This window comes from Egibacter rhizosphaerae (assembly GCF_004322855.1).
Taxonomy (GTDB): domain Bacteria; phylum Actinomycetota; class Nitriliruptoria; order Euzebyales; family Egibacteraceae; genus Egibacter; species Egibacter rhizosphaerae.
The window spans coordinates 4,615,929-4,637,169 of sequence record NZ_CP036402.1 but is presented as its reverse complement, the minus strand read 5'-3'; the positions used below and the strand labels follow the sequence as shown (position 1 = coordinate 4,637,169).

Below are 21,241 nucleotides of genomic sequence, written 5' to 3'. Positions count from 1 at the left end.
GAGTGCCTCCAGTCTTGTCCGCTGGCGCCCGGGGGACGGGCCGGACCGGAAGCGGCCGGGCCGCCCGGGTCAGGAGCCCGTAGGCCGATGAGTTCGGGTTGCAACCGCGACCATAGGAACCAGAGCCGGGGTCCCCCGTCAATCCCTCTGTTACGGGCATATAGCAGATCCAAGACTGTGAGAGAACGCTCTCACACCGGCGCTTGCGGGAGGGCGGCGCGCGGCCGGTGGCGCGAGCGCGGCGCGTCCTGCAAGGTCCGGTAGGCTTTGTCGGGTGCGCCCGGATGCCCGCCCCTCGTCGCTGCGCGCCGCCGCGTTCACCGCCCTTCCGGTGCGGCGGCGATCGGGGTGTTCGGCACGGTGTACGGCGCCAGCCAAGCCGGGGGTCGTCCCACCGCTGCGGGCGGTGGCCTCGAGTGCGCTGATCTTCTCGGGGGCGGCGCAGTTCACGGCCGCCGGGCTGTTGGCGGGGGGTGCCGGAGCAGCTGCCGTCGTCGCGAGCGTGGCGCTGCTGAACCTGCGGCACGTGGTCCTCGGTGCCGTGCTGCGCCAGAGGATCCGGGCCGGTGGACCGACGCGTGCGGCCCTCGCGTTCCTGCTCATCGATGAGACCGCAGGGCTGGCGCTCCATGCGAAAGGCGATGCCCGACGTGCCTTCCTCGTCGCCGGGGCGACCTGCTACATCGCTTGGGTCGCGGGCACGGCGATCGGGGTCACGGTCGGCGGCGTCCTCGAGGACCCGGCCCTGGTGGACGCCGTGTTCCCCGTTCTGTTCGTGGGGCTCGCGGCCGCCTCCGCGTGGCGCCGGCGATCTCGCGCGAGGGCGGTCGCACTCGCGTCCACCCTCGGTCTCGCGCTGTTGATCGGCGACCTCGCGGGGCTGCTGCCGATACTGGTCGCGCTCGGCGTGATGCTCGCGGGGGTCCGCCGGTGAGTTGGCTGCTGCTGCTGTGCCTCGCGGCCCTGACCTACGCCAGCCGGCTGGTCGGCCTGCTCGCGGTGCCGCAGCTCGGTGGCCGGATCCGCGACCTGGTCGACCGCGTCCCGACGCCCCTGTTCGCGGCACTGGCCGCCGCGCCCTGGTCGCCGATGGCGCGCTCGCCGGCGTGCCGGTGCTCATGGCCGCCGGCGGGCGTTGGTCGCGGTCCTCGTCCGCAGGAGCTTGCCCGTGGCACTGCTCGGCGGCCTCGTCGGGTGGACGCTCGGGATGCTCGCCGGTTAGGAGACCACGCGCAGACGGCCGGGGTCGGGCCCGTCCTCCCCGTCGTTCCCGTCGTCCTCCCCGGAGGCTCGCCGATGGGATCGTGCTCGGCGGAACCCTCCGGCTCGCCATCGGCTGATTCGGCCGCGACGACAGCGGGCTCGTCGAACAGGCCCAACTGCGCGGGCCCACCATCGGGCACCTGTGCCGACGGCGTCCGTGCGGCGCGTTCGAGGTGAGCGACCTGATCGTCGAAGAAGATGTGGGGGCGAAACTGCTCGAGCACCGGGGCCTTCTCGACACCCCCGAGGAAGAACGACTCGTCCACGCGCACCCCACGAGCGCAACGTGTTGATGACCCGGCGGTGCGCAGGGGCCCCGCGCGCGGTCACGAGCGCGATCCGGATGGGCGCGCGTTCCTCCGGGAACTGGCCCTGCACGTGTTTGAGGGCGCGCAGGAACGGCTCGAAGGGGCCGCTCGAGAGCGGCTCCTCCGCTCGCTCGGCCTCGTGGGCCTGGAAGGCGGCGAGGCCCTCCTGCTGGTAGAGGCGCTCGCTCGCCGCGTCGAACAGCACGGCGTCCCCGTCGAACGCGACACGTACCTCGTCAGCAGGCTCATCGGGAACCTGATCGGGGGGCGCGGACACGACCGCAGCGGGCACACCGGCTGCGAGCGCCGCCTCGACGTCGCTCGGCTCGGCCGACAGGAAGAGGTTGCACTGGAACGCCCGCAGGTAGGGCCACGGTTCCCGACCGTCGGTGAAGGCCGCGCGCGAGATGTCCAGCCCGGCCTGCTCGATGCTGTGCAGGATCCGGGCCCCGGAGTCCGCGTCGTTGCGGCTGATCACCAGGACCTCGACGAGGCGGCGAGGGCTCTGCTCGTTGATGCCCAGCAGCGCTCGGACGAGCGGGAACGCGGTGCCGGGGGCGAGTGCAACGTGTTCCCGGCGGCGCTGGTGGGCGCGGTAGGCCGCGAGACCCCTGCTCGCGGAACACCCGGTCCTCGGCGACGAGATCGAACAGCGCACGGCTGGTGATCCCGACCACGAGCTTGTCGTCCAGCGGATAGGGCACCGAGGCTCCTCCTTGCCTCGCCCCCAGTGTTGCGCATTCGAAGAGCCGGGGCGGGGACCCGATGCGCGCATCACTCACACGCCCGTTGCCGCCGTCGTGCCTCTCGCGCTCGGTGGACCCGCGAGGGCGCGACGCACCTCGGCCGTGAGGAGCGCCACCGAGTCGGCTGCGTCACCGAGGAGGCGTGGGAGCATCAGGGTGAACCCGTGCACCATTCGCGGGTACCGCCGGTGGGTGACCGGCACGCCGGCCGCCCGCAGCCGGGCCGCGTAGCCGTCGCCCTCGTCCCGCAGTGGATCGAGGCCCGCGGTGACCACGAGGGCGCGGGGGAGCCCCGTGAGGTCAGAGCGTGGAGGGGGAGACGAGCGGATGGCGGAGGTCCACGGACCCGGCACGTAGGCCGAGACGAAGCGCTGGAGCTCCCGACGGCTGAGCAGGTAGCCGTCCCCGTTCGACGAGACCGACGGCTGGGTGAGCGTCGCGTCGAGCGGGGGATACAACAGGGCCTGGTGCTGGATTCGCGGACCCCCACGCTCTCGGGTGAGCAGACAAGCAGCGGCCGCGAGGTTCCCGCCCGCGCTGTCGCCACCGATCGCCAGTCGTCGAGCATCCACACCGACTTCGTCACCGTGTGCGACGAGCCACTCCAACGTGTCGTAGCAGTCCTCGAGGCCTCGCGGAACGGGTGCTCGGGCGCGAGCCGGTAGTCGACCGCGACGACCGCGCATCCCACGTCAGCGGCGACCCGGCGTTGAAAACGGTCGTTGAGCTCGGCGGAGCCAGCGACACCCCCCGCCGTGCAGGTAGACCCAGACGGGCGGGGGCCCCGGCTCGGGGTACGGGGAACGAGGACGCGCAAGGGGACGCGGCCCCGTCGCTCGCGGTGACGAGCCGGCGCTCCAGCCGAGCGGGGGCAGGGGCGGGTGGATGACAGAGTCGGTCCAGGTGGGGACCCGCGCGATCCGCGTCCCGGCGCACCTGCGGCAGGGGCCGCTCGTCGACCGCCCCGTGGGCGCCGAGCCGGAGCAGGACCCTCAGGGGAAGCGGCCGTCGCGGAGGCCTCCCCGCCATCGTCCCCCTCGCTGACGCGGCACCGGTGAGCGCCGCAGCCTAACCCGCGGCAGCCTCGCGCGCGTGCTCGTGGCAGGCTTGGCAGGGATGCTGCCCCGTCGACTCGTCCTCACGGTGGTCGCCACCGTCGCGCTCGCCGGATGCGAAGGGGAGGCCGAGATCACCGCGGACGATGCACGCTCCCCCGAGCCTCCGACCCACGACGTCGCCGCCGTCTACCTGGAACTCGTCAACCGTGGGGACGCGGACGCGGTGCTCGTGGACGTATCGACCGAGCACGCGGCCGACGTCGAGTTGCACGAGACCGTGGTCGACGACGGCGCCGCGACCATGCGCGAGGCCGACGAGCTGGTCGTCCCCGCGGGCGAACGGGTGGCCCTCGAGGAGGGGGGCTGGCACCTGATGCTCGTCGAACCGGAGCCGTTGTCCGTCGGGGACCGGATCGACCTGACGCTCGAGTTCGACGCCCACGAGCCGATCGCCGTCGACGTCACGGTGACCGAACTCGGTGGTCCCGGCGAGGATGGGGGCCACGGGGACGATGGGAGCCACGGGGACGGCGAGGACGACGGGGACGGCGGGGACGACGAGGACGAGGATGGGTAGCACACCGGATCACGATGACGAGGATGAGCCGATGAGGGTCGAGACCACGACGAGCCGGGACGCGCGCGACACCGGGCGCCGGAGGGTCGGGCCGGTCACGGCGGCGCTGGCCGCCGGGCTGTTGCTGGCGGCCTGCACCCCGACGGCGGGCGAGGACGAAGTCAGCGGGGACGGGGACGGCGACGCTGCGCAGGGGAACGGCGAGGTCGAGGTCGAGGCCAGCGACGGGACGCCGGAGCAGTTGCAGCTCGACAGCGACGACGAGTGGCGACTGGAGCTCGAGGACCCGCTCGACAAGCCCGACCTGGAGCTGACCGACCAGCACGGCGAGCCCTACGACCTGCGGGAGGAGACCGCTGGCAAGCCGACGCTGCTGTTCTTCGGGTTCACCCACTGCCCGGATTTCTGCCCCGCGCACCTGTCGGTGTTGTCGGGAGCCATGGACGAGCTCTCGGCGGAGACGACGGACGATATCGAGGTCGTGTTCGTCACCGTCGATCCCGAGCGGGACACGCCGGAGCGGCTCGACGAGTACCTGTCGGGCTTCGACGAGTCGTACGTCGGGTTGCACGGCGACCTCGACGAGATCGAGGAGGGCCTGGCCGCGCTGAACCTCCCGGAGCCGATCTTCGAGGACGCCGACGAGGATGGCAGCTACTACGTGAGCCATCCCGTCGCGATCGTCGCCTTCAACCCGGACGACGACCGCGCGCACACCATGTACCCGTTCGGGATTCGCCGCCAGCACTGGGTCGAGGAGCTCCCGCGCCTCGCGTCCGGCGAGGAGATCGGATGACGGACTCGGTGGTCGGTGACGGCGATCCGACGAGCGGGGCGAGTGTCGACGTCCGCTCGTATCTGGAGATCCGGACCGCCGGGCCGGCAGGATGGGCTCCGGGTGGGGACAAGTTGCTCGTGGCGAGCGACCTCCCCGGCACGACGCAGGCCTTTCGACTGGACGCGCCGCACCGGGATGGTCCACCGCGCGCGGTCGAGGCGCTGCAGCCGGTCACGCGGTTCGACGAGCCGGTCGGTGCCGGCTACCTGCCCGCGGACCCTTGGCCCGGGAACGACCCGGACGGTGGCGCGGGGGGTGATCGGCTGCTCGTCGTCGCCGACCGCGGCGGCGATGAACGCCACCAGCTCTACGTGGGCCACGATCGGCCCGATGGGCCCTTCGGGGGTCCCGACGATCTGCATCCGCTCGTGGTCGATCGGGAGTACATCCACCGGCCCGGCGGCAGCACCCGCGACGGGCGCAGGATCGCCTACGCCTCCAATCGGCGCGACGGGGTCGCGTTCGACACGTACTCCCGGGAGCTCGCCACCGGTCGGGAGGACCGGGTCTACGCCACCGAGGGATGGACCCAGCCGCTGGGGTTCTCGCCCGACGGGCGCTACCTGGCGGTCGCCGAGCCAACCACGGAGCCCGGGGACAACCGTGTGGACCTCGTCGACCTGGCCCTGGTCGGTGAAGGCCCCGTCGGTCGTGGCGACACCGGCGTCACCGAGCTCGCGCCCCACGGGAGGTCCGCCTCGGTCGGGGGTCCGTCCTGGCTGCCGGGGGGTGACGCGTTCTTCTTCGCGACCGACGTGGGTCGCGAGGTCGCAGGTATCGCCCGGGGCACGCCGGACGGCTCGTGGGAGTACGTGGTCGAGCCCGGGTGGGACGCCGACTGCGCGATCGACTGGGCAGGCCGCCACCTGCTGGTCGTCTGGAACGACGACGGGCGCACGCGCGCCGAGCTGCGGGACCCGCGAACGCTCGAACCCACCGGGCCGGTGCCACTGCCCGGTGACGGGGTCGCGAGCGGTTTCACCTTCACGCGCGACGGGCGCTACCTGGCCTTCGGCTACAGCGCGCCGTCGGTGCCGGGCGACGTCTGGTGCCACGACACGGCCTCGGGCGAGCTGCAGCGACTCACGGTGAGTCCGTGCGGCGTCGACCCGCACGGCTTCGTCGATGCGGAGCTCGTCCGCTGCCGCTCCTTCGACGGTCTCGAGGTGCCCGCCTTCGTGTACCGCCCCGCCGGAGCACGCGGTCCGGTGCCGGTGGTCGTGACGGTGCACGGGGGCCCGGAGAGCCAGGCTCGGCCCTCGTTCGGGCCGATCACCCAGTACCTGGTCGCGCGAGGGTTCGCCGTCGTGGTACCGAACGTGCGGGGGTCCACCGGGTACGGGCGGAGGTACCAGCACCTCGACGACGTCGAGCGACGCCTCGACGCCGTGGCCGACCTCGCCGCACTGCACGACTGGATCGCCACGCAGCCCGACCTGGACGAGACGCGGACCGCGCTGTACGGAGGGTCGTACGGCGGCTACATGACCCTCGCCGGGCTGGCCTTCCAACCGGACCGGTGGGCCGCCGGTGTCGACATCGTGGGGATGTCCGACCTCGTCACGTTCTTGGAGAACACCTCCGCGTGGCGGCGGGCGTTCCGGGAACGTGAGTACGGTTCGCTCGTGCACGATCGTGCGACGCTCGAGGCCGCGTCACCGATCAACCGCGTCGAGGACATGAACGCCCCGCTGTTCATCGTGCACGGGGCGAACGACCCGCGGGTGCCGCTGTCCGAGGCCGAGCAGATCCATTCGGTGCTCAGCCGACGGGGTGTCCGATGCGATCTCGCCGCGTACGAGGACGAGGGTCACGGTCTCTCGAAACTGCCCAACCGGGTCGACGCCTATCAGCGGATCGCGTCGTTCCTCGACGAGGTGCTCGAGCCGGCCCGGTGAGTCCGGCCTGCGTCGCGTGCCGATCCGACGCGTGCGGGCCGCGCGAAGGGGCGTCGGTTGGTGCGCGTCCGATTCAGCGTGCGCCACGCGCGCGGTGAGGCGCGCCGATCGGGTCCGTGCGCGGGTTCGCCCGTAGCCTCCGCATCGGCCCGCTGCAGCGTGCCGGTGGGAAACGGGCCCCGCCCGGGGGGACGGGCCGGGCACGGCGTGCAACACCCGGACGGGGGTGCGCGTCAAGAGGGGGAAACAACCGCCGACGGGGAGAGCCATGCCGACGAAGGCCTGCACGATGACCACCGCACTTCGCCGCCTGCCGCGCTGGGGACAGGGGGCGCTCGTCACGCTCGCCGTGGCGCTCGTCGCGGCGCTCGCCGCGCTCTCGGGCACGGTCGCCTACGCGCACGACTACGAGGCTGAGGAGCGCCTGTTGCCGGGCACGACCGTCGCGGGACTCGACGTCGGGGAGCTCGTGGTCGACGAGGCGCACGACCTGGTGTCGGAGGAGCTGAACGCGCGCCTGGACCACGAGGTGGAGCTGCGCGACGACGAGGCGAGCTGGAGCGTCACCCCCCGTGAACTCGGGGCCGAGGCGGACGCGGCGGGGGCGTTGGCCGAGGCGGTCGAGGGGCGCGATCAGGCCGGCTGGGGGGATCTGGCCCGCATGCGGTGGTTGGGCGACGAGTCCGGGCCCGAGGTGAGGGCGGACATCGAACTGCCCGAGGAGGCGGTTCGCGCCCGGATCGCGGCGATCGCCGACGAGATCGACGCCGGGATCGACGACGCGACGCTGGTCTGGGACGGCGAGGCCTACGAGGTCCGGGGCCACACCACCGGCCGCGAGGTCGAACGTGGCCCGGCGACCGCAGCGCTCGAGGACGCCCTCCACGGCGCCCGTGACACCGTCGACGTGCCGGTCGACGAGGAGCCGCCGGACATCACCGAGGCGGACGCGCGGGACGCGGCGCCGCGCGTGCAGGCGGCCACCGACGCGGCCCTCGACCGGGTGGTCGAGCTCGTCGACGGTGACGCCTCCTGGGAGGTCACACCGCGAGAGTTCGGTGGAGACCCCGCGAACGTGCGCGCGCTCCGCGACGCGGCGGTCGCGGACCCGCAGGCGAACGCGTCGACCCTCTCCTCCGAGGTCACCTTGGAGCTCGACGAGGGCGAGGTCGGGGCCTACGTGGACGACGTGGCCGCGGAGATCGATGCCGAGGCCCGCGACGCCTCGATCGACTACTCCAGCGGGTGGATCGAGATCACCGACTCGAGCACCGGCCGGACACTCGACCGCGACACGACCACGGAGCTGGCGCTCGAGGCGCTGCAGGACGAGCAGGACACGGTGGAGCTGCCCGTCGACGAGGTCGCCCCGGGGCGCACCCGGGACGATTTCCACGACGTCGTGCTGCTGCGCCAGGCTGAGCGACGGGTCTATCACTACGTGGACGGGGAGATCGCCGCCGACTGGCCCGTCGCGATCGGCACGAACGACAGCCCCACTCCGACCGGTGTCTTCGGGGTGGGAGCGAAACGGCACATGCCCACGTGGCACAACCCGGCTCCGGATGGATGGGGCCAGGACATGGACGAGGTGGTCGGGCCCGGCCGCGACAACCCGCTCGGTGTGCGTGCCCTCAACTGGGTCCAGGGGGGGCGGGACACGCTGATCCGCTTCCACGGGACACCGGACACCGGCTCGATCGGAAACGCGGCGTCGAACGGGTGCGTGCGGATGCACAACGATCACGTGATCGAGTTGTACGACCGGGTGCCGCAGGGCGCGACGATCGTGTCGATCTAGTGCGGAGGGGGCAGGTCATCGCCTTGGGCGGCGGGGGCTTCTCGACCGACCCGGACGATCCGACGCTCGACGACTACGTGCTCGCTCAGGCCGATCGCGATCACCCGCGCGTAGGTTTCTTGCCCACGGCGAGCGGCGACGCACCCGACTACGTCCAGCGTTTCCATGCCGGCTTCGCCGGCCGGTGCGCGGCCAGCCACTTGCGGCTGTTCTCCCCACCCTCGGCGGAGCCCGAACGATGGATCGCGGCGCAGGACGTGATCTACGTGGGTGGGGGGTCCACCGCGAACCTGCTCGCGGTCTGGCGGGTGCACGGCGTGGACCGGCTCCTGGCGGCAGCGCACGATCGCGGCGCCGTGCTCTGCGGCATCAGCGCCGGGGCGATGTGTTGGTTCGAGGCCGGCATCACCGACTCGTTCGGGCCCCTCGCCCCGCTGCACGACGGGTTGGGGATCCTGGCGGGCTCCTGCACGCCCCACTACGACGGGGAGGCCGAGCGGCGCCCCGCGTTGCACCGAGCCCTGGCCGAGGGCCTGCCCGCCGGCTACGCCATCGACGACGGGGCCGCGGCCCACTTCGTGGACCGCCGCTTGCACCAGTGCGTCACGTCACGCCGGAATGCGGCCGTCCACTGGGTCGAGCACGCCCAGGGGCGCGTTCGCGAGCAGCGCCTCGGCACGACGGCGCTTGTGGCATCCTACTAGGGGCCTCCGGCCGACGCCGGCGATCGGGGCCGTCCGTTCGTGGGCCGGGTAGCGCACGCGGTCGGCCGCCGGTTCACGGCCCTGTGGCGCGATTTTCGCGACACGCGTCGAGACACGGCAAACTTGGGGGGCGGGCAACGGTGCCCGAGCCGCTGGACGAGCCAGTCCCCTGACGGTCCCGGCGGCGGGTGCGATCGCAACGTTCTCGCTTCCTCGCGCTCCCGCTCCTTCTCCCGAAGGCGGTCAACCCATGCCACGACCAACCACGCTCTACGACCCGGTGCACGAGCACGACGGCTGCGGCGTCGGGCTCGTCGCGCGGCTCGACGGCGTGCCGAGTCACGAGACGGTGCGTCGCGGGCTGGACTCCTTGGACTGCATGGAGCACCGGGGCGCCGAGGGAGCGGACGTCGACTCGGGCGACGGAGCGGGCATCCTGCTGCAGATGCCCGACCGGTTCCTGCGGGCGGTCGTGGCAGAGGAGCTCGGGGCCGACCTCCCCGAGCCGGGCCGCTACGCCGTGGCGATGTGCTTCCTGCCGCAGGACGAAGAGGAACGGAGCGGCCAGGAGGCCGTGCTCGTCGATGCGGTCCGCCGGGCCGGGCAGCACGTGCTGGGGTGGCGGGACGTGCCGGTGCGTCCCGAGGCGATCGGGCGGGTGGCGCGCGAGTCCGCGCCGGTGATCCGGCAGTTGCTGGTCGCTGCGGGAGAGGACGTGTCGGACCAGGCGGAGTTCGAGCGCCGCCTCTACGTGGCGCGCCGGTCGGCGGCGGTCGCCAGCGGCGAGGCGCTCACGGTGGCCTCCTGCTCGTCGCGCACCATCGTCTACAAGGGGATGCTGACCGCCCCGCAGCTGCCGACGTTCTACCCCGAGCTGCACGACGAGCGGATGGAGTCGGCGCTCGCCCTCGTGCACTCGCGGTTCTCGACCAACACGTTCCCGAGCTGGGAGCTCGCGCACCCGTACCGGCTGATCGCCCACAACGGCGAGGTCAACACCCTGCAGGGCAACATCAATTGGATGCGTGCGCGTGAGTCGCAGCTGGCCAGCGAACTGCTCGGCGACGACCTCGAGAAGATCCTCCCGGTGATCCGCCCCGACGGGTCGGACTCGGCGACACTCGACAACGTCCTCGAACTGCTCACCATGACCGGTCGCAGCCTGCCCCACGCGGTCATGATGCTCATCCCCGCCGCGTACGAGGGGCGCGACGACCTGCCCTCCGAGGTCGTCGACTTCTACCGGTACCACTCGGCGCTCATGGAGCCGTGGGACGGCCCCGCCAGCGTGACCTTCACCGACGGCCGGGTCGCGGGCGCCACCCTCGACCGCAACGGGCTGCGGCCGGGCCGTTGGGCGGTGACCACCGACGGCTGGGTCCATCTCGCGAGCGAGGCGGGGACGCTGGAGCTCGATCCGGCCACGATCGAGCGGACGGGACGGCTGCGGCCGGGACGGCTCTTCGTGGTCGACCTCGATCGCGGCGAGGTGTTCGCCGACGGTGAGGTCGAGCGCGAGATCGCCGCGCGCCAGCCCTACGGGGACTGGAACGACGCCCACGCCGTGCGCCTCGACGACCTTCCCCCGGTCAGCGACGACGAGATCGAGCCGACCGGGATGCCGGCCGACCCCCTGTGGACCCGGCTGCGGGCCTTCGGGTGGACCGAGGAGGAGCTGCGCAGCCTGGTCGCCCCCTTGGCGCGGGTCGGCAAGGAGGCCGTCGGCTCCATGGGCACCGACACACCGCTCGCCGGGATGTCGGACCAGGCGCCGCCGCTGTTCAGCTACTTCAAGCAGCGCTTCGCGCAGGTCACCAACCCGGCGATCGATCCCGTGCGCGAGTCGATCGTGATGAGCCTGGCCACAGGGGTCGGACCCGAGGGCAACCTCCTCACCGAGACCCCCGAGCACGCGCGGCGGCTCGCCATGAGCCAACCCGTGCTGCGGGACCGGGACATGGCCAAGCTCCGGCACGCCGACCGGCTCGTCCCCGGCGTGGCGCCGACGATGCGCGGCTTCCGTGCCGAGACGTTGGACTGCACCTGGCCCCTTGACGAGGGACCGGAGGGTCTGGGCGCCACCCTCGACCGCCTCTGCGCGGAGGCCGACGCCGCCGTGGCCCGCGGGACCGAGATCCTGATCCTCTCCGACCGGCGGGCCCGCTCCGACCGGGCGGCGGTGCCGACGCTGCTGGCCACGGGCGCGATCCACCACCACCTCGTGCGCGCCGGAACGCGCCTGCGGTGCGGGCTGGTCGCCGAGTCCGGTGAGGTTCGCGAGGTGCACCACGTGGCCTGCCTGCTGGGCTACGGCGCGAGCGCGGTGAACCCGTACCTGCTGTTCGAGGCGCTGCCCGATCTCGTCGAACGCGGGGAGTTGCCCGCCGATGTCGACCTCGAGCAGGCGGAGAAGAAGGTCATCAAGGGCATCGGCAACGGGTTGCTCAAGATCCTGTCGAAGATGGGGATCTCGACGCTGCACTCGTACACCGGCGCTCAGATCTTCGAGGCGCTCGGTCTCGACGAGGAGCTCGTCGCGCGCTACTTCACCGGCACCGCGTCCCGCGTCGGCGGCGTCGATCTCGACGTGCTCGCCCGGGAGGCGCTCGACCGGCACCAGCGGGCCTATCCCCGGGCCCACCACGAGCGTGCGGTCCCCGCGCTGCCGGACGACTCCGGCCTGCTGCCGACCGGTGGCGTCTACACCTGGCGGCGCTGGGGCGAGACGCACGTCTGGAACCCCGAGACCGTCCCCTTGCTGCAGAAGGCCGTGGGCCACCATCAGGGCGAGCTCGGGGGCGACGACCCGCACGAGTCCTACGCCGAGTTCGCCCGCCGGGTGAACGAGGACGCCGGACGGCGGGGCACGTTGCGGGGCCTGCTGCGCTTCCGGGAGTCGGCCGAGCCGTTGTCGGTCGACGAGGTCGAGCCGGCCAGCGAGATCGTCAAGCGGTTCGCCACGGGGGCCATGAGCCTCGGGGCGATCAGCCCCGAGTCGCACGAAGCGCTCGCGGTCGCGATGAACCGCATGGGTGGCAAGTCGAACACCGGGGAGGGCGGCGAGGACCCCGCCCGCTTCGGGGACGAGCGCCGATCGTCGATCAAGCAGGTCGCGAGCGGCCGCTTCGGCGTCACGGCCGACTACCTCGTCAACGCCGACCAGCTGCAGATCAAGGTGGCGCAGGGTTCGAAGCCGGGCGAGGGAGGACAGTTGCCCGGCCACAAGGTCGACGACCACATTGCCTGGCTGCGCCATTCGACCCCCGGGGTCGAGCTGATCAGCCCTCCGCCGCACCACGACATCTACTCGATCGAGGACCTGAAGCAGCTCATCTACGACCTGCGCTGCTCCAACCCCGAGGCCTCGGTGTCGGTCAAGCTCGTCGCCGAGGTCGGGGTCGGAACGGTCGCGGCCGGTGTCGCGAAGGCCAACGCCGACTACGTGACCATCGCCGGCCACGACGGGGGCACCGGCGCGTCACCGCTCTCGTCGATCGCCTCGGCGGGCGTGCCGTGGGAGCTCGGCATCGCCGAGACGCAGCAGACGCTCGTGCGCCACGACCTGCGCGGGCGGATCAGCGTGCAGGCGGACGGCGGGATGCGCACCGGTCGCGACGTCGTCGTGGCCGCGCTGCTCGGTGCCGACGAGGTGGGTTTCGCGACCGCCCCCCTCGTCGCGACCGGTTGCATCATGATGCGCGTCTGCCACCTGAACACGTGCCCGGTCGGGATCGCCAGCCAGGATCCCCAGCTGCGCGAACGGTTCCAGGGGACGCCGGAGCACGTGCTCAACTACTTCTGGCTCGTGGCCGAGGAGGCGCGCGGGCTGATGGCCCGGCTCGGCGTTCGCACGTACGACGAGCTGATCGGGCGGACCGACCTGCTCGAGGCGAATCCCGAGAACGACCACTGGAAGCAGCACCGTTTCGACGTCTCCGCCCTGCTGGCGCAACCGGATGCGCCCGCGGACCGGCCGCGCCGCAAGGTCGCGCCCCCGCCGGCGGTCCTCGACGACGCGCTCGACCACGAGCTCGTCGAACTGGCCGAGCCCGCGATCGTGCGCGGCGAACCCGTGCGGATCCAGCGACACGTGCGCAACGTGAACCGTGCGGTCGGCGGCATCCTGTCGTCGCGGCTGACGCGGGCACGGGGTGCCGAGGGGTTGCCGGACGGCACCATCCGGGTGGAGCTCACCGGCTCGGCCGGCCAGAGCGTGGGCGCCTGGCTCGCGCCGGGCATCGACCTCACGCTCTGGGGGGAGGCCAACGACTACGCGGGCAAGGGGCTCTCCGGCGGATGGCTCACCGCCCGACCCCGAGAGGACGCCACCTTCGCTGCCGAGGAGCAGGTGATCGTCGGCAACACCGTGCTGTACGGGGCGACCGGCGGTCACGCCTTCTTCCGCGGCCAAGCGGGGGAGCGGTTCGCGGTGCGCAACTCGGGTGCGTGGACGGTCGTCGAGGGCGTCGGTGACCACGGCTGCGAGTACATGACCGGAGGCCGCGTGGTCGTGCTCGGCCCCACCGGGTGGAACTTCGCGGCGGGGATGAGTGGTGGCATCGCCTACGTGCACGATCCCTCCGGTACCTTCCCGCCGCGCGTCAACACGGAGCTCGTGGACCTCGATGTGTTCGACGACGCTGATTGGGCGGCGTTGCACGAGCTCGTCAGCCAGCACGCCGAGCGCACCGGGTCGCCGGTCGCGGCGCGTCTCCTCGACGAGTGGCCGTCCGCCCGTCACCAGTTCGTGAAGGTCATGCCCCGCGACTACAAGCGCGCGCTCGCCGAGCTCGCGCGGCGCGCGGAGGAACACGGCGCCGACGTGGACGAGCAGCGGGAGGCGGTGATCACCTGATGGGCGACCCGAAGGGCTTCCTCAGGATCGACCGCCCGTTCCCCGGGGACCCGCTCCGCGACCCCGCGGACCGGGTCGGCGACTACCACGAGATCATCCGGCTCCTGCCCATCGTCGAGGTCGAGGAGCAGGCGACGCGGTGCATGCAGTGCGCCGTGCCGTTCTGCCACTCCGGCTGTCCGCTCAGCAACCTCATCCCCGAGTGGAACGAGCTCGTCGAGCAGGGCCGCTGGCGCGAAGCGATCGATCGGTTGCACGCCACGAACAACTTCCCCGAGTTCACCGGTCTCACGTGTCCCGCTCCCTGCGAGCCGGCGTGCACGCTCGAGATCAACGCCGAGCCGGTGATGATCAAGCACATCGAGCTGTCCATCATCGAGAAGGCGTTCCAGGAGGGCTGGGTGCAGCCCGAGACGGTCGACCATCGCAGCGGCCATCGGGTCGCGGTGGTGGGCTCCGGACCGGCCGGACTCGCGGCAGCCGAGCAGCTCAATCGCGCTGGCCACCGGGTCACGGTCTTCGAGCGTGACGAGGCCCCCGGCGGGCTCCTGCGCTTCGGCATCCCCGACTTCAAGCTCGAGAAGGAGATCGTCGAACGTCGTGTCCGGGTGATGGAGGCGTCCGGGATCGACATCCGCTGTGGCGTGGACGTCGGCGTCGACATCACCGCCGAGGCGTTGCGCGCCGACCACGACGCGGTCGTGATCGCCGTCGGGGCACGTCTGCACCGGGAACTCAACGTCCCCGGCGCCAAGCACGAGGGTGTTCACCTCGCGATGGACTACCTGTACGACCGCAACCGGGCGATCGCCTCCCGGTCCAACGGGCAACGCCACGAGGGCGCGATCACCGCGGCCGGCAAGCACGTCGTGGTGATCGGTGGGGGTGACACGGGCGCGGACTGCATCGCGAACTCCCTGCGCGAGGGGGCCGCCTCGGTCACGCAGCTCGATCGGTACCCTCACCCGGAGGGCACGCGGCCGCGCGAGATCGTGGGCTGGCCCGACCAACCACGCCGCTACCCCTCGACCTACGCGCTGGACGAGGGCGCGACGAAGCGGACCGCGATCACCCACGAGATCGTGGGCGACGGCCAGCGCATCACGGGCGTGCGGATCTCCGACACGTCAGGCCCGCCCGACTTCGGCCCCATCCCCGGGACCGAGCAGGTGCTGCCCGCCGACCTCGTGCTCGTGGCCATCGGCTTCGAGCGTCCGGCGCGGGACGCGTTCCTCCAGCAGCTCGACCTGCCCGAGGACGACCGCGGAAACGTGCGCGCCGACGATTTCCGGACCTCCGCTCCGGACGTGTTCGCGTGCGGGGACGCGCGAATGGGTCAGTCGATCGTGGTGCACGCGATCAACGAGGGGCGGCTCTGCGCCTCGTCGGTCGACCGGTTCCTGGTCGGCGAGGCCTCGACCCTGCCATCGGGCTGAGCGCGACCTCGCCCGCGCGGCCCCGTGTGCCCGAGTGCCCACAACTCCGCCCGGGCAAGCTCGGATGGTGATGAGCGAGTTCGGGTACCACGCGTTCGACCTCTCCCAGTGGGTGGTCACCGACGAAGGCGCCATCCGCGGCCGGGAGCCGGCCGGTGAGCCGCTGCTCTCCGTCGACCTGGCCCAGCGGCTGCGCGACGCCGGGCTCCCGTGGCGACCGATCACCGGTGACCGCTTCGTCGTCCCCGATGCGGACCTCGACGAGCACACGTTCCTCATCAGCCCCATGAGCGTGGACGTCGCCGAGGCCCCTGCCGGGCAGGTCATCACGTTCGGGGGCGCGGTCGAGTGGGGACTCGACGCGATCATGCTCCGCGAGGTCGTCTGGTTGCCCCGCGAGGCCCAGCTGCGCGCAGCGCTGGGCGAGCGGTTCCGCATGCTCGAGCGCGATGGTGAGCGGTTCCGCGTCCGGTTCTGGGTGGAGGGAGACGAGACCGTCGTCCATCCGCTGGCCGTCGAGGCCTACGGCCTGGCGGTCCTGCGTTGCCTGGAGCAGTCCCCGAGCGAGGATTGATCGCGGGCTCGAGGCCCGAGGGTGCTCGACGGGGCGGCGGGGGACAGGGGCGCTGGCGCGCCCGCATGCCTCGCTCGCGGTACCGTGCGGTGGTCAGGGGGCACCGGTCGGTCGAGTGTGAGGCGCAATGGGCGTTCGTGCGGGCATGCTGATGTTGTCGATGGTGCTCGTGGCCTTCGGGCTCGCCGCGTGTGGCGGGGCTGAGGACGAGCCGGCCGAGGGGGAGGCCGAGCCGCCAGCCACCGACTCGTCCGACGACGGTCGGGACGAGGCCGACGGGGAGGCCGCGGAGGACGATGAACAGTCCTCGGATCGCGCCGATGACGCGGACCCGGATCCTGAACGCGACGAGGACGCGGCGGACGAGCGTGACGAGGGTTCCGACGGTGAGGAGGCCGCGGCCGGGAACGAGCTCCCCGACCCCGCGGAGGTCGAGGCGAACGAGCTGGGCCACGTCCCCGTCCTCATGTACCACGGGATCGTGGAGGAGCCCGCCGACGAGTGGCAGATGACCCCCGAGGCGTTCCGGGAGGAACTCGAGTTCCTCCACGAGCACGGCTACCACCCCATCCGCACGGTCGATCTCGTGCGCGGGGAGATCGACATCCCCGCGGGCAGGAGTCCGGTCGTGCTGACGTTCGACGACACGCTGCCAACGCAGTTCGACCGCACCGACGACGGCGAGGTGGACCCCGAGAGCGCCGTCGGCATCATGCTGGACTTCGGGGAGGAGCATCCCGAGTTCCCCGCCGTGGGCTCCTTCTACGTCACCGACAAGCGGTTCGACGACCCTGAGCAGGGCCAGGAGATGTTCGCCGAGCTCCACGAGCTCGGGTTCGAGGTCGGCAACCACACGATCGGCCATCAGAACCTGGGCACGGTCGACAGCGAGGAGGTGCAGCGCCAACTCGCCCTGGGTGCGGAGCAGATCCGCGAGGTGGTCCCCGGGGGCGACGTCGCGACGATGTCGCTGCCGCTCGGGGTCTGGCCCGAGGAGCGGGAGCTTGCCCGTACCGGTGCCCACGACGGGATCGAGTACGAGCACGAGGGCATCCTGTTGGTCGGGTCGGATCCGGCCCCCTCGCCGTTCGCGGAGGACTTCGACCCGCTCGGGATCCCGCGGATCCTCGCCCAGCGAGGCGCGGACGGCCCCGATGCGTCCTTCATGTCGGAGCACTGGCTCGAGTGGCTCGAGGAGGAGCCGGGTCGCAAGTACGTCTCCGACGGTGATCCCGAGACGATCTCGTTCCCCGAGGACGACGCCGAGCGCCTGGACCCCGAGCACGCCGACCGGGCGAACCCGTACGAGCCCTAGGGTCCCCGGTAGACTCCGCGCGGCTCGACGCGCTACCGTGAAGGCCGAACGACACGAGTGTGATTCACGACGGGATCCGTCTCCGTCCTTCCCCCGGCACATCTCGTGTCGGTCCCGCGAGCGTCCGGGTCGCCTCCCGGCCGCCGGCCAGGCCGATGCATGAAACGCGACAAGGGGGAGATCGGTGGGTGACAGCTTCGTCCACCTGCACACGCACACCGAGTACTCGATGCTCGACGGCGCGTCACGTGTGGACGAGATCATGCGCCACGCCGCACAACAGGGCATGCCCGCGCTCGCCATGACCGACCACGGGAACATGTTCGGGGCCATCGACTTCTACAAGGCCGGACTCGAGCACGGGGTGAAACCCATCATCGGCTCCGAGCTGTACATGGCTCGTGGGAGCCGCTACGAGAAGGGGCCCCGCCGCGGTGGGTCCGGGGAGGCGACCGCGGGCAGTGGCAAACAGGAGTCCTACCACCACCTGTCCGTCCTGGCCGAGAACAACACGGGCTACAAGAACCTCATGAAGCTCGTGAGCCGGGGGTACCTCGAGGGCTACTGGTACAAGCCCCGTGCGGACAAGGAGCTGCTCGAGCAGTACGCGGACGGGCTGATCGTGCTGTCGGGCTGCCTCGGCGCCGAGGTCAACCAGCATCTGCTGTCCGGCGACGAGCGGGCCGCCCGGGAGACCGCGGCCTGGTACCGCGATGTCCTCGGGCCGGACAACTACTTCATCGAGCTGCAGGACCACGGGATCCCTGAGCAGCACAAGACCAACGGCCAGCTGATCGAGATCGCCCGCGACCTCGGCCTCGGGCTCGTCGTGACCAACGACAGCCACTACACCCACCAGCACGACCACGAGGCGCACGACTGCCTCCTGTGCATCCAGACGGGCAGCCAGAAGTCCGATCCGGATCGGTTCAAGTTCAAGAGCGACCAGTTCTACGTGAAGGCGCCGCACGAGATGCAGGCGCTCTTCCCCGAGTTGCCACAGACGTGGAAGAACACGCTGGCGATCGCCGAGCGCTGCAACGTCGAGATCGACTTCGGCACGTTCCACCTGCCGAAGTTCGAGGTGCCGGAGGGGCTCACCGAGGCCGAACACCTGCGCCGCAAGGTCTTCGAGGGCGCCGAGCAGCGGTACGGCGTGCCGCTGTCGCAGAAGGTCACCGAACGTCTGGAGTCGGAGCTCGCGATCATCGAGCAGATGGGCTTCCCCGCGTACTTCCTGATCGTGGCCGACCTCTGCGAATACGCCCGCCAGCACGGGATCCGCCTGGGGCCGGGTCGCGGCTCGGCGGCCGGATGCGCCGTGGCGTACTGCACCGGCATCACCGACCTCGACCCGATCGAGCACGACCTGATCTTCGAGCGCTTCCTGAACCCCGAGCGGGTCACGATGCCGGACATCGACCTCGACTTCGACGAGCGTCGCCGCGGGGAGATGATCCAGTACTCGATCGACAAGTACGGCGAGGACCGGGTCGCACAGATCATCACCTACTCCACGATCAAGGCGAAGGCGGCGATCCGTGACGCCGCGCGCGTCATGGGCCACCCCTTCGGGTTCGGCGACCGCCTTTCCAAGATGATGCCGCCACCGGTGATGGGCAAGGAGTACGCGCTCGATCAGGCCTACGAGCTGTCGACCGAGCTCGCGGAGGCCTGGGACAACGAGCCCGATGCGAAGCAGGTCCTCGACACGGCGAAGCAGCTCGAGGGGCTGCGGCGGCAGCACTCGATCCACGCGGCCGGCGTCGTGATCGCCGGGGATCCGATCACCGAGCACTGTCCCGTCCTGCGGGTCGAGGAAGGCGAGGTCGTCACCCAGTACGACGGGGGCATGGTCGAGGACATCGGCCTGCTCAAGATGGACTTCCTCGGCCTGCGCAACCTCACCGTCATCAGCGACGCGCTCGCGCACATCGAGTCGACCACCGGACAGCGGATCGACATCGACCACGTCCCGCTCGACGACCCCGCGACCTACGAGATGCTGTCGCGGGGGGACACCGACGGGGTGTTCCAGCTCGACTCGACCGGCATCAAGGCCCTCTGCAAGCAGCTCAAGCCCGACGGGTTCGACGACGTCGTCGCGTTGCTCGCGCTCTACCGGCCCGGGCCGATGTCGGCGGATCTGCACACCGAGTACGTCGAACGCAAACACGGCCGCAAGCCCGTGACGTACCCGCACGACGACCTCGTCGAGATCCTCGAACCGACCTACGGGATCATCGTCTACCAGGAGCAGGTCCTGAAGATCGCGCAGACGCTCGCCGGATTCAGCCTGGGCGAGGCCGACCTCCTTCGGCGCGCGATCGGCAAGAAGAAGCAGAAGGAGATGGACGCCCAGCGCGAGAAGTTCCTCGCCGGCATGGGCGAACGGGGCTACTCCGAGCAGCTCGCGCAGGAGCTGTGGGACCTCATCGAGGGCTTCGCCGACTACGCCTTCAACAAGTCGCACTCGGCGGGGTACGGGCTGGTCAGCTACCAGACCGCCTACCTGAAGGCGCACTACCCGGTCGAGTACATGTCGGCGCTGCTCACGAGCGTCAAGACGAACAAGGATCGCCTACCTCTCTACCTGCACACCTGCCGCACGATGGGCATCGAGGTGCTGCAGCCGGACGTCAACGACTCGCTCGTTGACTTCTCGCCGGCCACCGAGCCGGGCGCCGAAGAGGGGGCCGGCGCCCAGCGCATCCGCTTCGGCCTCTCGGGGGTTCGCAACGTCGGTGAGTCGGTCTGCGAGGCGATCATCGCGGCACGGCGCGAGCACGGTCCCTTCGTCGACTTCGGGGACTTCTGTCGGAAGGTCGACTCCGGCGTTCTGAACAAGCGCACGCTCGAGTCCCTCATCAAGGCCGGGGCGTTCGAGTCGCTCGGTCATCCGCGCAAGGGCCTGTTGCTGGCCTACGAGCCGGTCGTCGAGCAGGCGCAGAGCATCAAGCGCAACGAGGCCATGGGTCAGGACAGCCTGTTCGGCGACCTCGGCGACGAGCACTTGGACGATCTCGGCAGCCTCGCGGTGGACGACGCCGAGTTCGACCGCAAGGAGAAGCTCGCGCACGAGCGCGAGATGCTCGGCCTGTACGTGAGCGATCACCCCTTGTTCGGCCTGGAACGGGTGATCGAGCAGCAGTCGACGGTCGCGATCGGGGAGCTCGCCCGCGACGGCGAGAGTGCGCCCACGGGTGCCGACCGGGGTCGTTCCGACAAGCAGTCGGCCGCAGGGGCCGCGCAGTTGACGGTGGCGGGGATTCTCACGGGGCTCGCGAAGAAGTTCACGAAGAAGGGCGAGCCCTACGTCACCGGGACGCTCGAGGACCTGCAGGGCGGCATCGACTGCATCTTCTTCCCGTCGGTCTACGCCGACGCCGCGGAGCTGCTCGTCGAGGACGCCATCCTGGCGGTCAGCGGACGTCTCGACGGGGCCGACCCACCGAAGGTGATCGCGACCGACGTCCGCGCTCCCGACGTCTCCGACGCCACGAGAGCCCCCGTCGAACTGCGCGTCGCGCCCGAGCAGTGCACCGACACCCGGGTGGGCCAACTGAAGCGCGTGCTCGCGGAGCATCCCGGGGCCGCCCCGGTCCACCTGCGGCTCGAGAACGGCGGGGCACGGCGGACCACGTTGCAGCTCCCCGACGAGTTGCGGGTCAGTCGCGACGGGGGACTCTACGCGCAGCTCAAGAGCCTGCTGGGGCCGGATGCGATCCGCTGAGCGCTGATCGCCCGCGACGGCCTGCGGCGGTCAGCACCGACCGCCTCGGTGACACGTCCACCACGCACGCCCGTTCGTTCGACCGCCCCCCCGACCTGAGCCCGCGGGGCTGGACTGGCCGGAATGGTTCAGCCT

General features: G+C 71.3%; 11 protein-coding genes and 2 pseudogenes. 11 read left to right on the top strand and 2 right to left on the bottom strand.

Going from position 1 to position 21,241, the window contains the following annotated elements; all coding sequences use genetic code 11:
- Positions 1-274: 274 nt before the first annotated feature.
- Positions 275-934 carry an AzlC family ABC transporter permease gene (locus tag ER308_RS21220; protein WP_131156818.1) on the top strand — a complete coding sequence of 220 codons (660 nt, stop codon included), beginning with the start codon at positions 275-277 and terminating at the stop codon, positions 932-934.
- Positions 935-1,352: 418 nt separating this feature from the next.
- On the opposite strand, the pseudogene ER308_RS21215 reads toward ER308_RS21220, so the two are convergent.
- Both ER308_RS21215 and ER308_RS21210 read right to left on the bottom strand, forming a co-directional pair.
- A pseudogene (locus ER308_RS21215) lies at positions 1,353-2,275 on the bottom strand (5'-nucleotidase); the annotation flags it as partial.
- Positions 2,276-2,349: 74 nt separating this feature from the next.
- Positions 2,350-3,008 (bottom strand): annotated as a pseudogene (locus tag ER308_RS21210) (alpha/beta hydrolase).
- Between the two features lie 401 nt (positions 3,009-3,409).
- On the opposite strand from ER308_RS21210, the gene ER308_RS21205 reads away from it, so the two are divergent.
- The 10 genes from ER308_RS21205 to dnaE all read left to right on the top strand — a co-directional run bounded on the left by ER308_RS21205 (position 3,410) and on the right by dnaE (position 21,106).
- Entirely contained in the window at positions 3,410-3,952 is a 543-nt protein-coding gene (locus tag ER308_RS21205) for a copper chaperone PCu(A)C (protein ID WP_131156817.1), read from the top strand.
- Positions 3,953-3,983: 31 nt separating this feature from the next.
- Positions 3,984-4,748, top strand: a complete 765-nt coding sequence (locus tag ER308_RS21200; protein ID WP_165492302.1) for an SCO family protein — start codon at positions 3,984-3,986, stop codon at positions 4,746-4,748.
- The gene (locus ER308_RS21195; protein WP_131156815.1) at positions 4,745-6,688 is read left to right on the top strand and encodes an alpha/beta hydrolase family protein; all 1,944 of its coding nucleotides are present in this window, start codon (positions 4,745-4,747) and stop codon (positions 6,686-6,688) included. The genes ER308_RS21200 and ER308_RS21195 overlap by 4 nt, the downstream gene beginning before the upstream one ends.
- A 289-nt stretch (positions 6,689-6,977) precedes the next feature.
- Positions 6,978-8,489, top strand: coding sequence for a L,D-transpeptidase family protein (locus ER308_RS21190; protein WP_131156814.1), 1,512 nt, complete (start codon positions 6,978-6,980; stop codon positions 8,487-8,489).
- Positions 8,489-9,193, top strand: a complete 705-nt coding sequence (locus tag ER308_RS21185; protein ID WP_131156813.1) for a Type 1 glutamine amidotransferase-like domain-containing protein — start codon at positions 8,489-8,491, stop codon at positions 9,191-9,193. The genes ER308_RS21190 and ER308_RS21185 overlap by 1 nt, the downstream gene beginning before the upstream one ends.
- 250 nt (positions 9,194-9,443) lie before the next feature.
- Positions 9,444-14,048 (top strand): glutamate synthase large subunit, encoded by a 4,605-nt coding sequence (gene gltB, locus ER308_RS21180; RefSeq protein WP_131156812.1) that lies wholly within the window; start codon positions 9,444-9,446, stop codon positions 14,046-14,048.
- Positions 14,048-15,484, top strand: coding sequence for a glutamate synthase subunit beta (locus tag ER308_RS21175; protein WP_131156811.1), 1,437 nt, complete (start codon positions 14,048-14,050; stop codon positions 15,482-15,484). Before gltB ends, ER308_RS21175 begins: the two co-directional genes overlap by 1 nt.
- 70 nt (positions 15,485-15,554) lie before the next feature.
- Positions 15,555-16,058, top strand: a complete 504-nt coding sequence (locus tag ER308_RS21170; protein WP_131156810.1) for a pilus assembly protein CpaE — start codon at positions 15,555-15,557, stop codon at positions 16,056-16,058.
- A 145-nt stretch (positions 16,059-16,203) separates the two neighbouring features.
- A complete protein-coding gene (locus ER308_RS21165) occupies positions 16,204-17,373 on the top strand; it encodes a polysaccharide deacetylase family protein (RefSeq protein WP_165492301.1) in 1,170 nt (389 codons plus the stop codon).
- 184 nt (positions 17,374-17,557) lie between these two features.
- Positions 17,558-21,106: a DNA polymerase III subunit alpha gene (gene dnaE / locus ER308_RS21160; protein ID WP_131156808.1), complete on the top strand. Its 3,549-nt coding sequence runs from the start codon at positions 17,558-17,560 to the stop codon at positions 21,104-21,106.
- Positions 21,107-21,241: the final 135 nt, after the last annotated feature.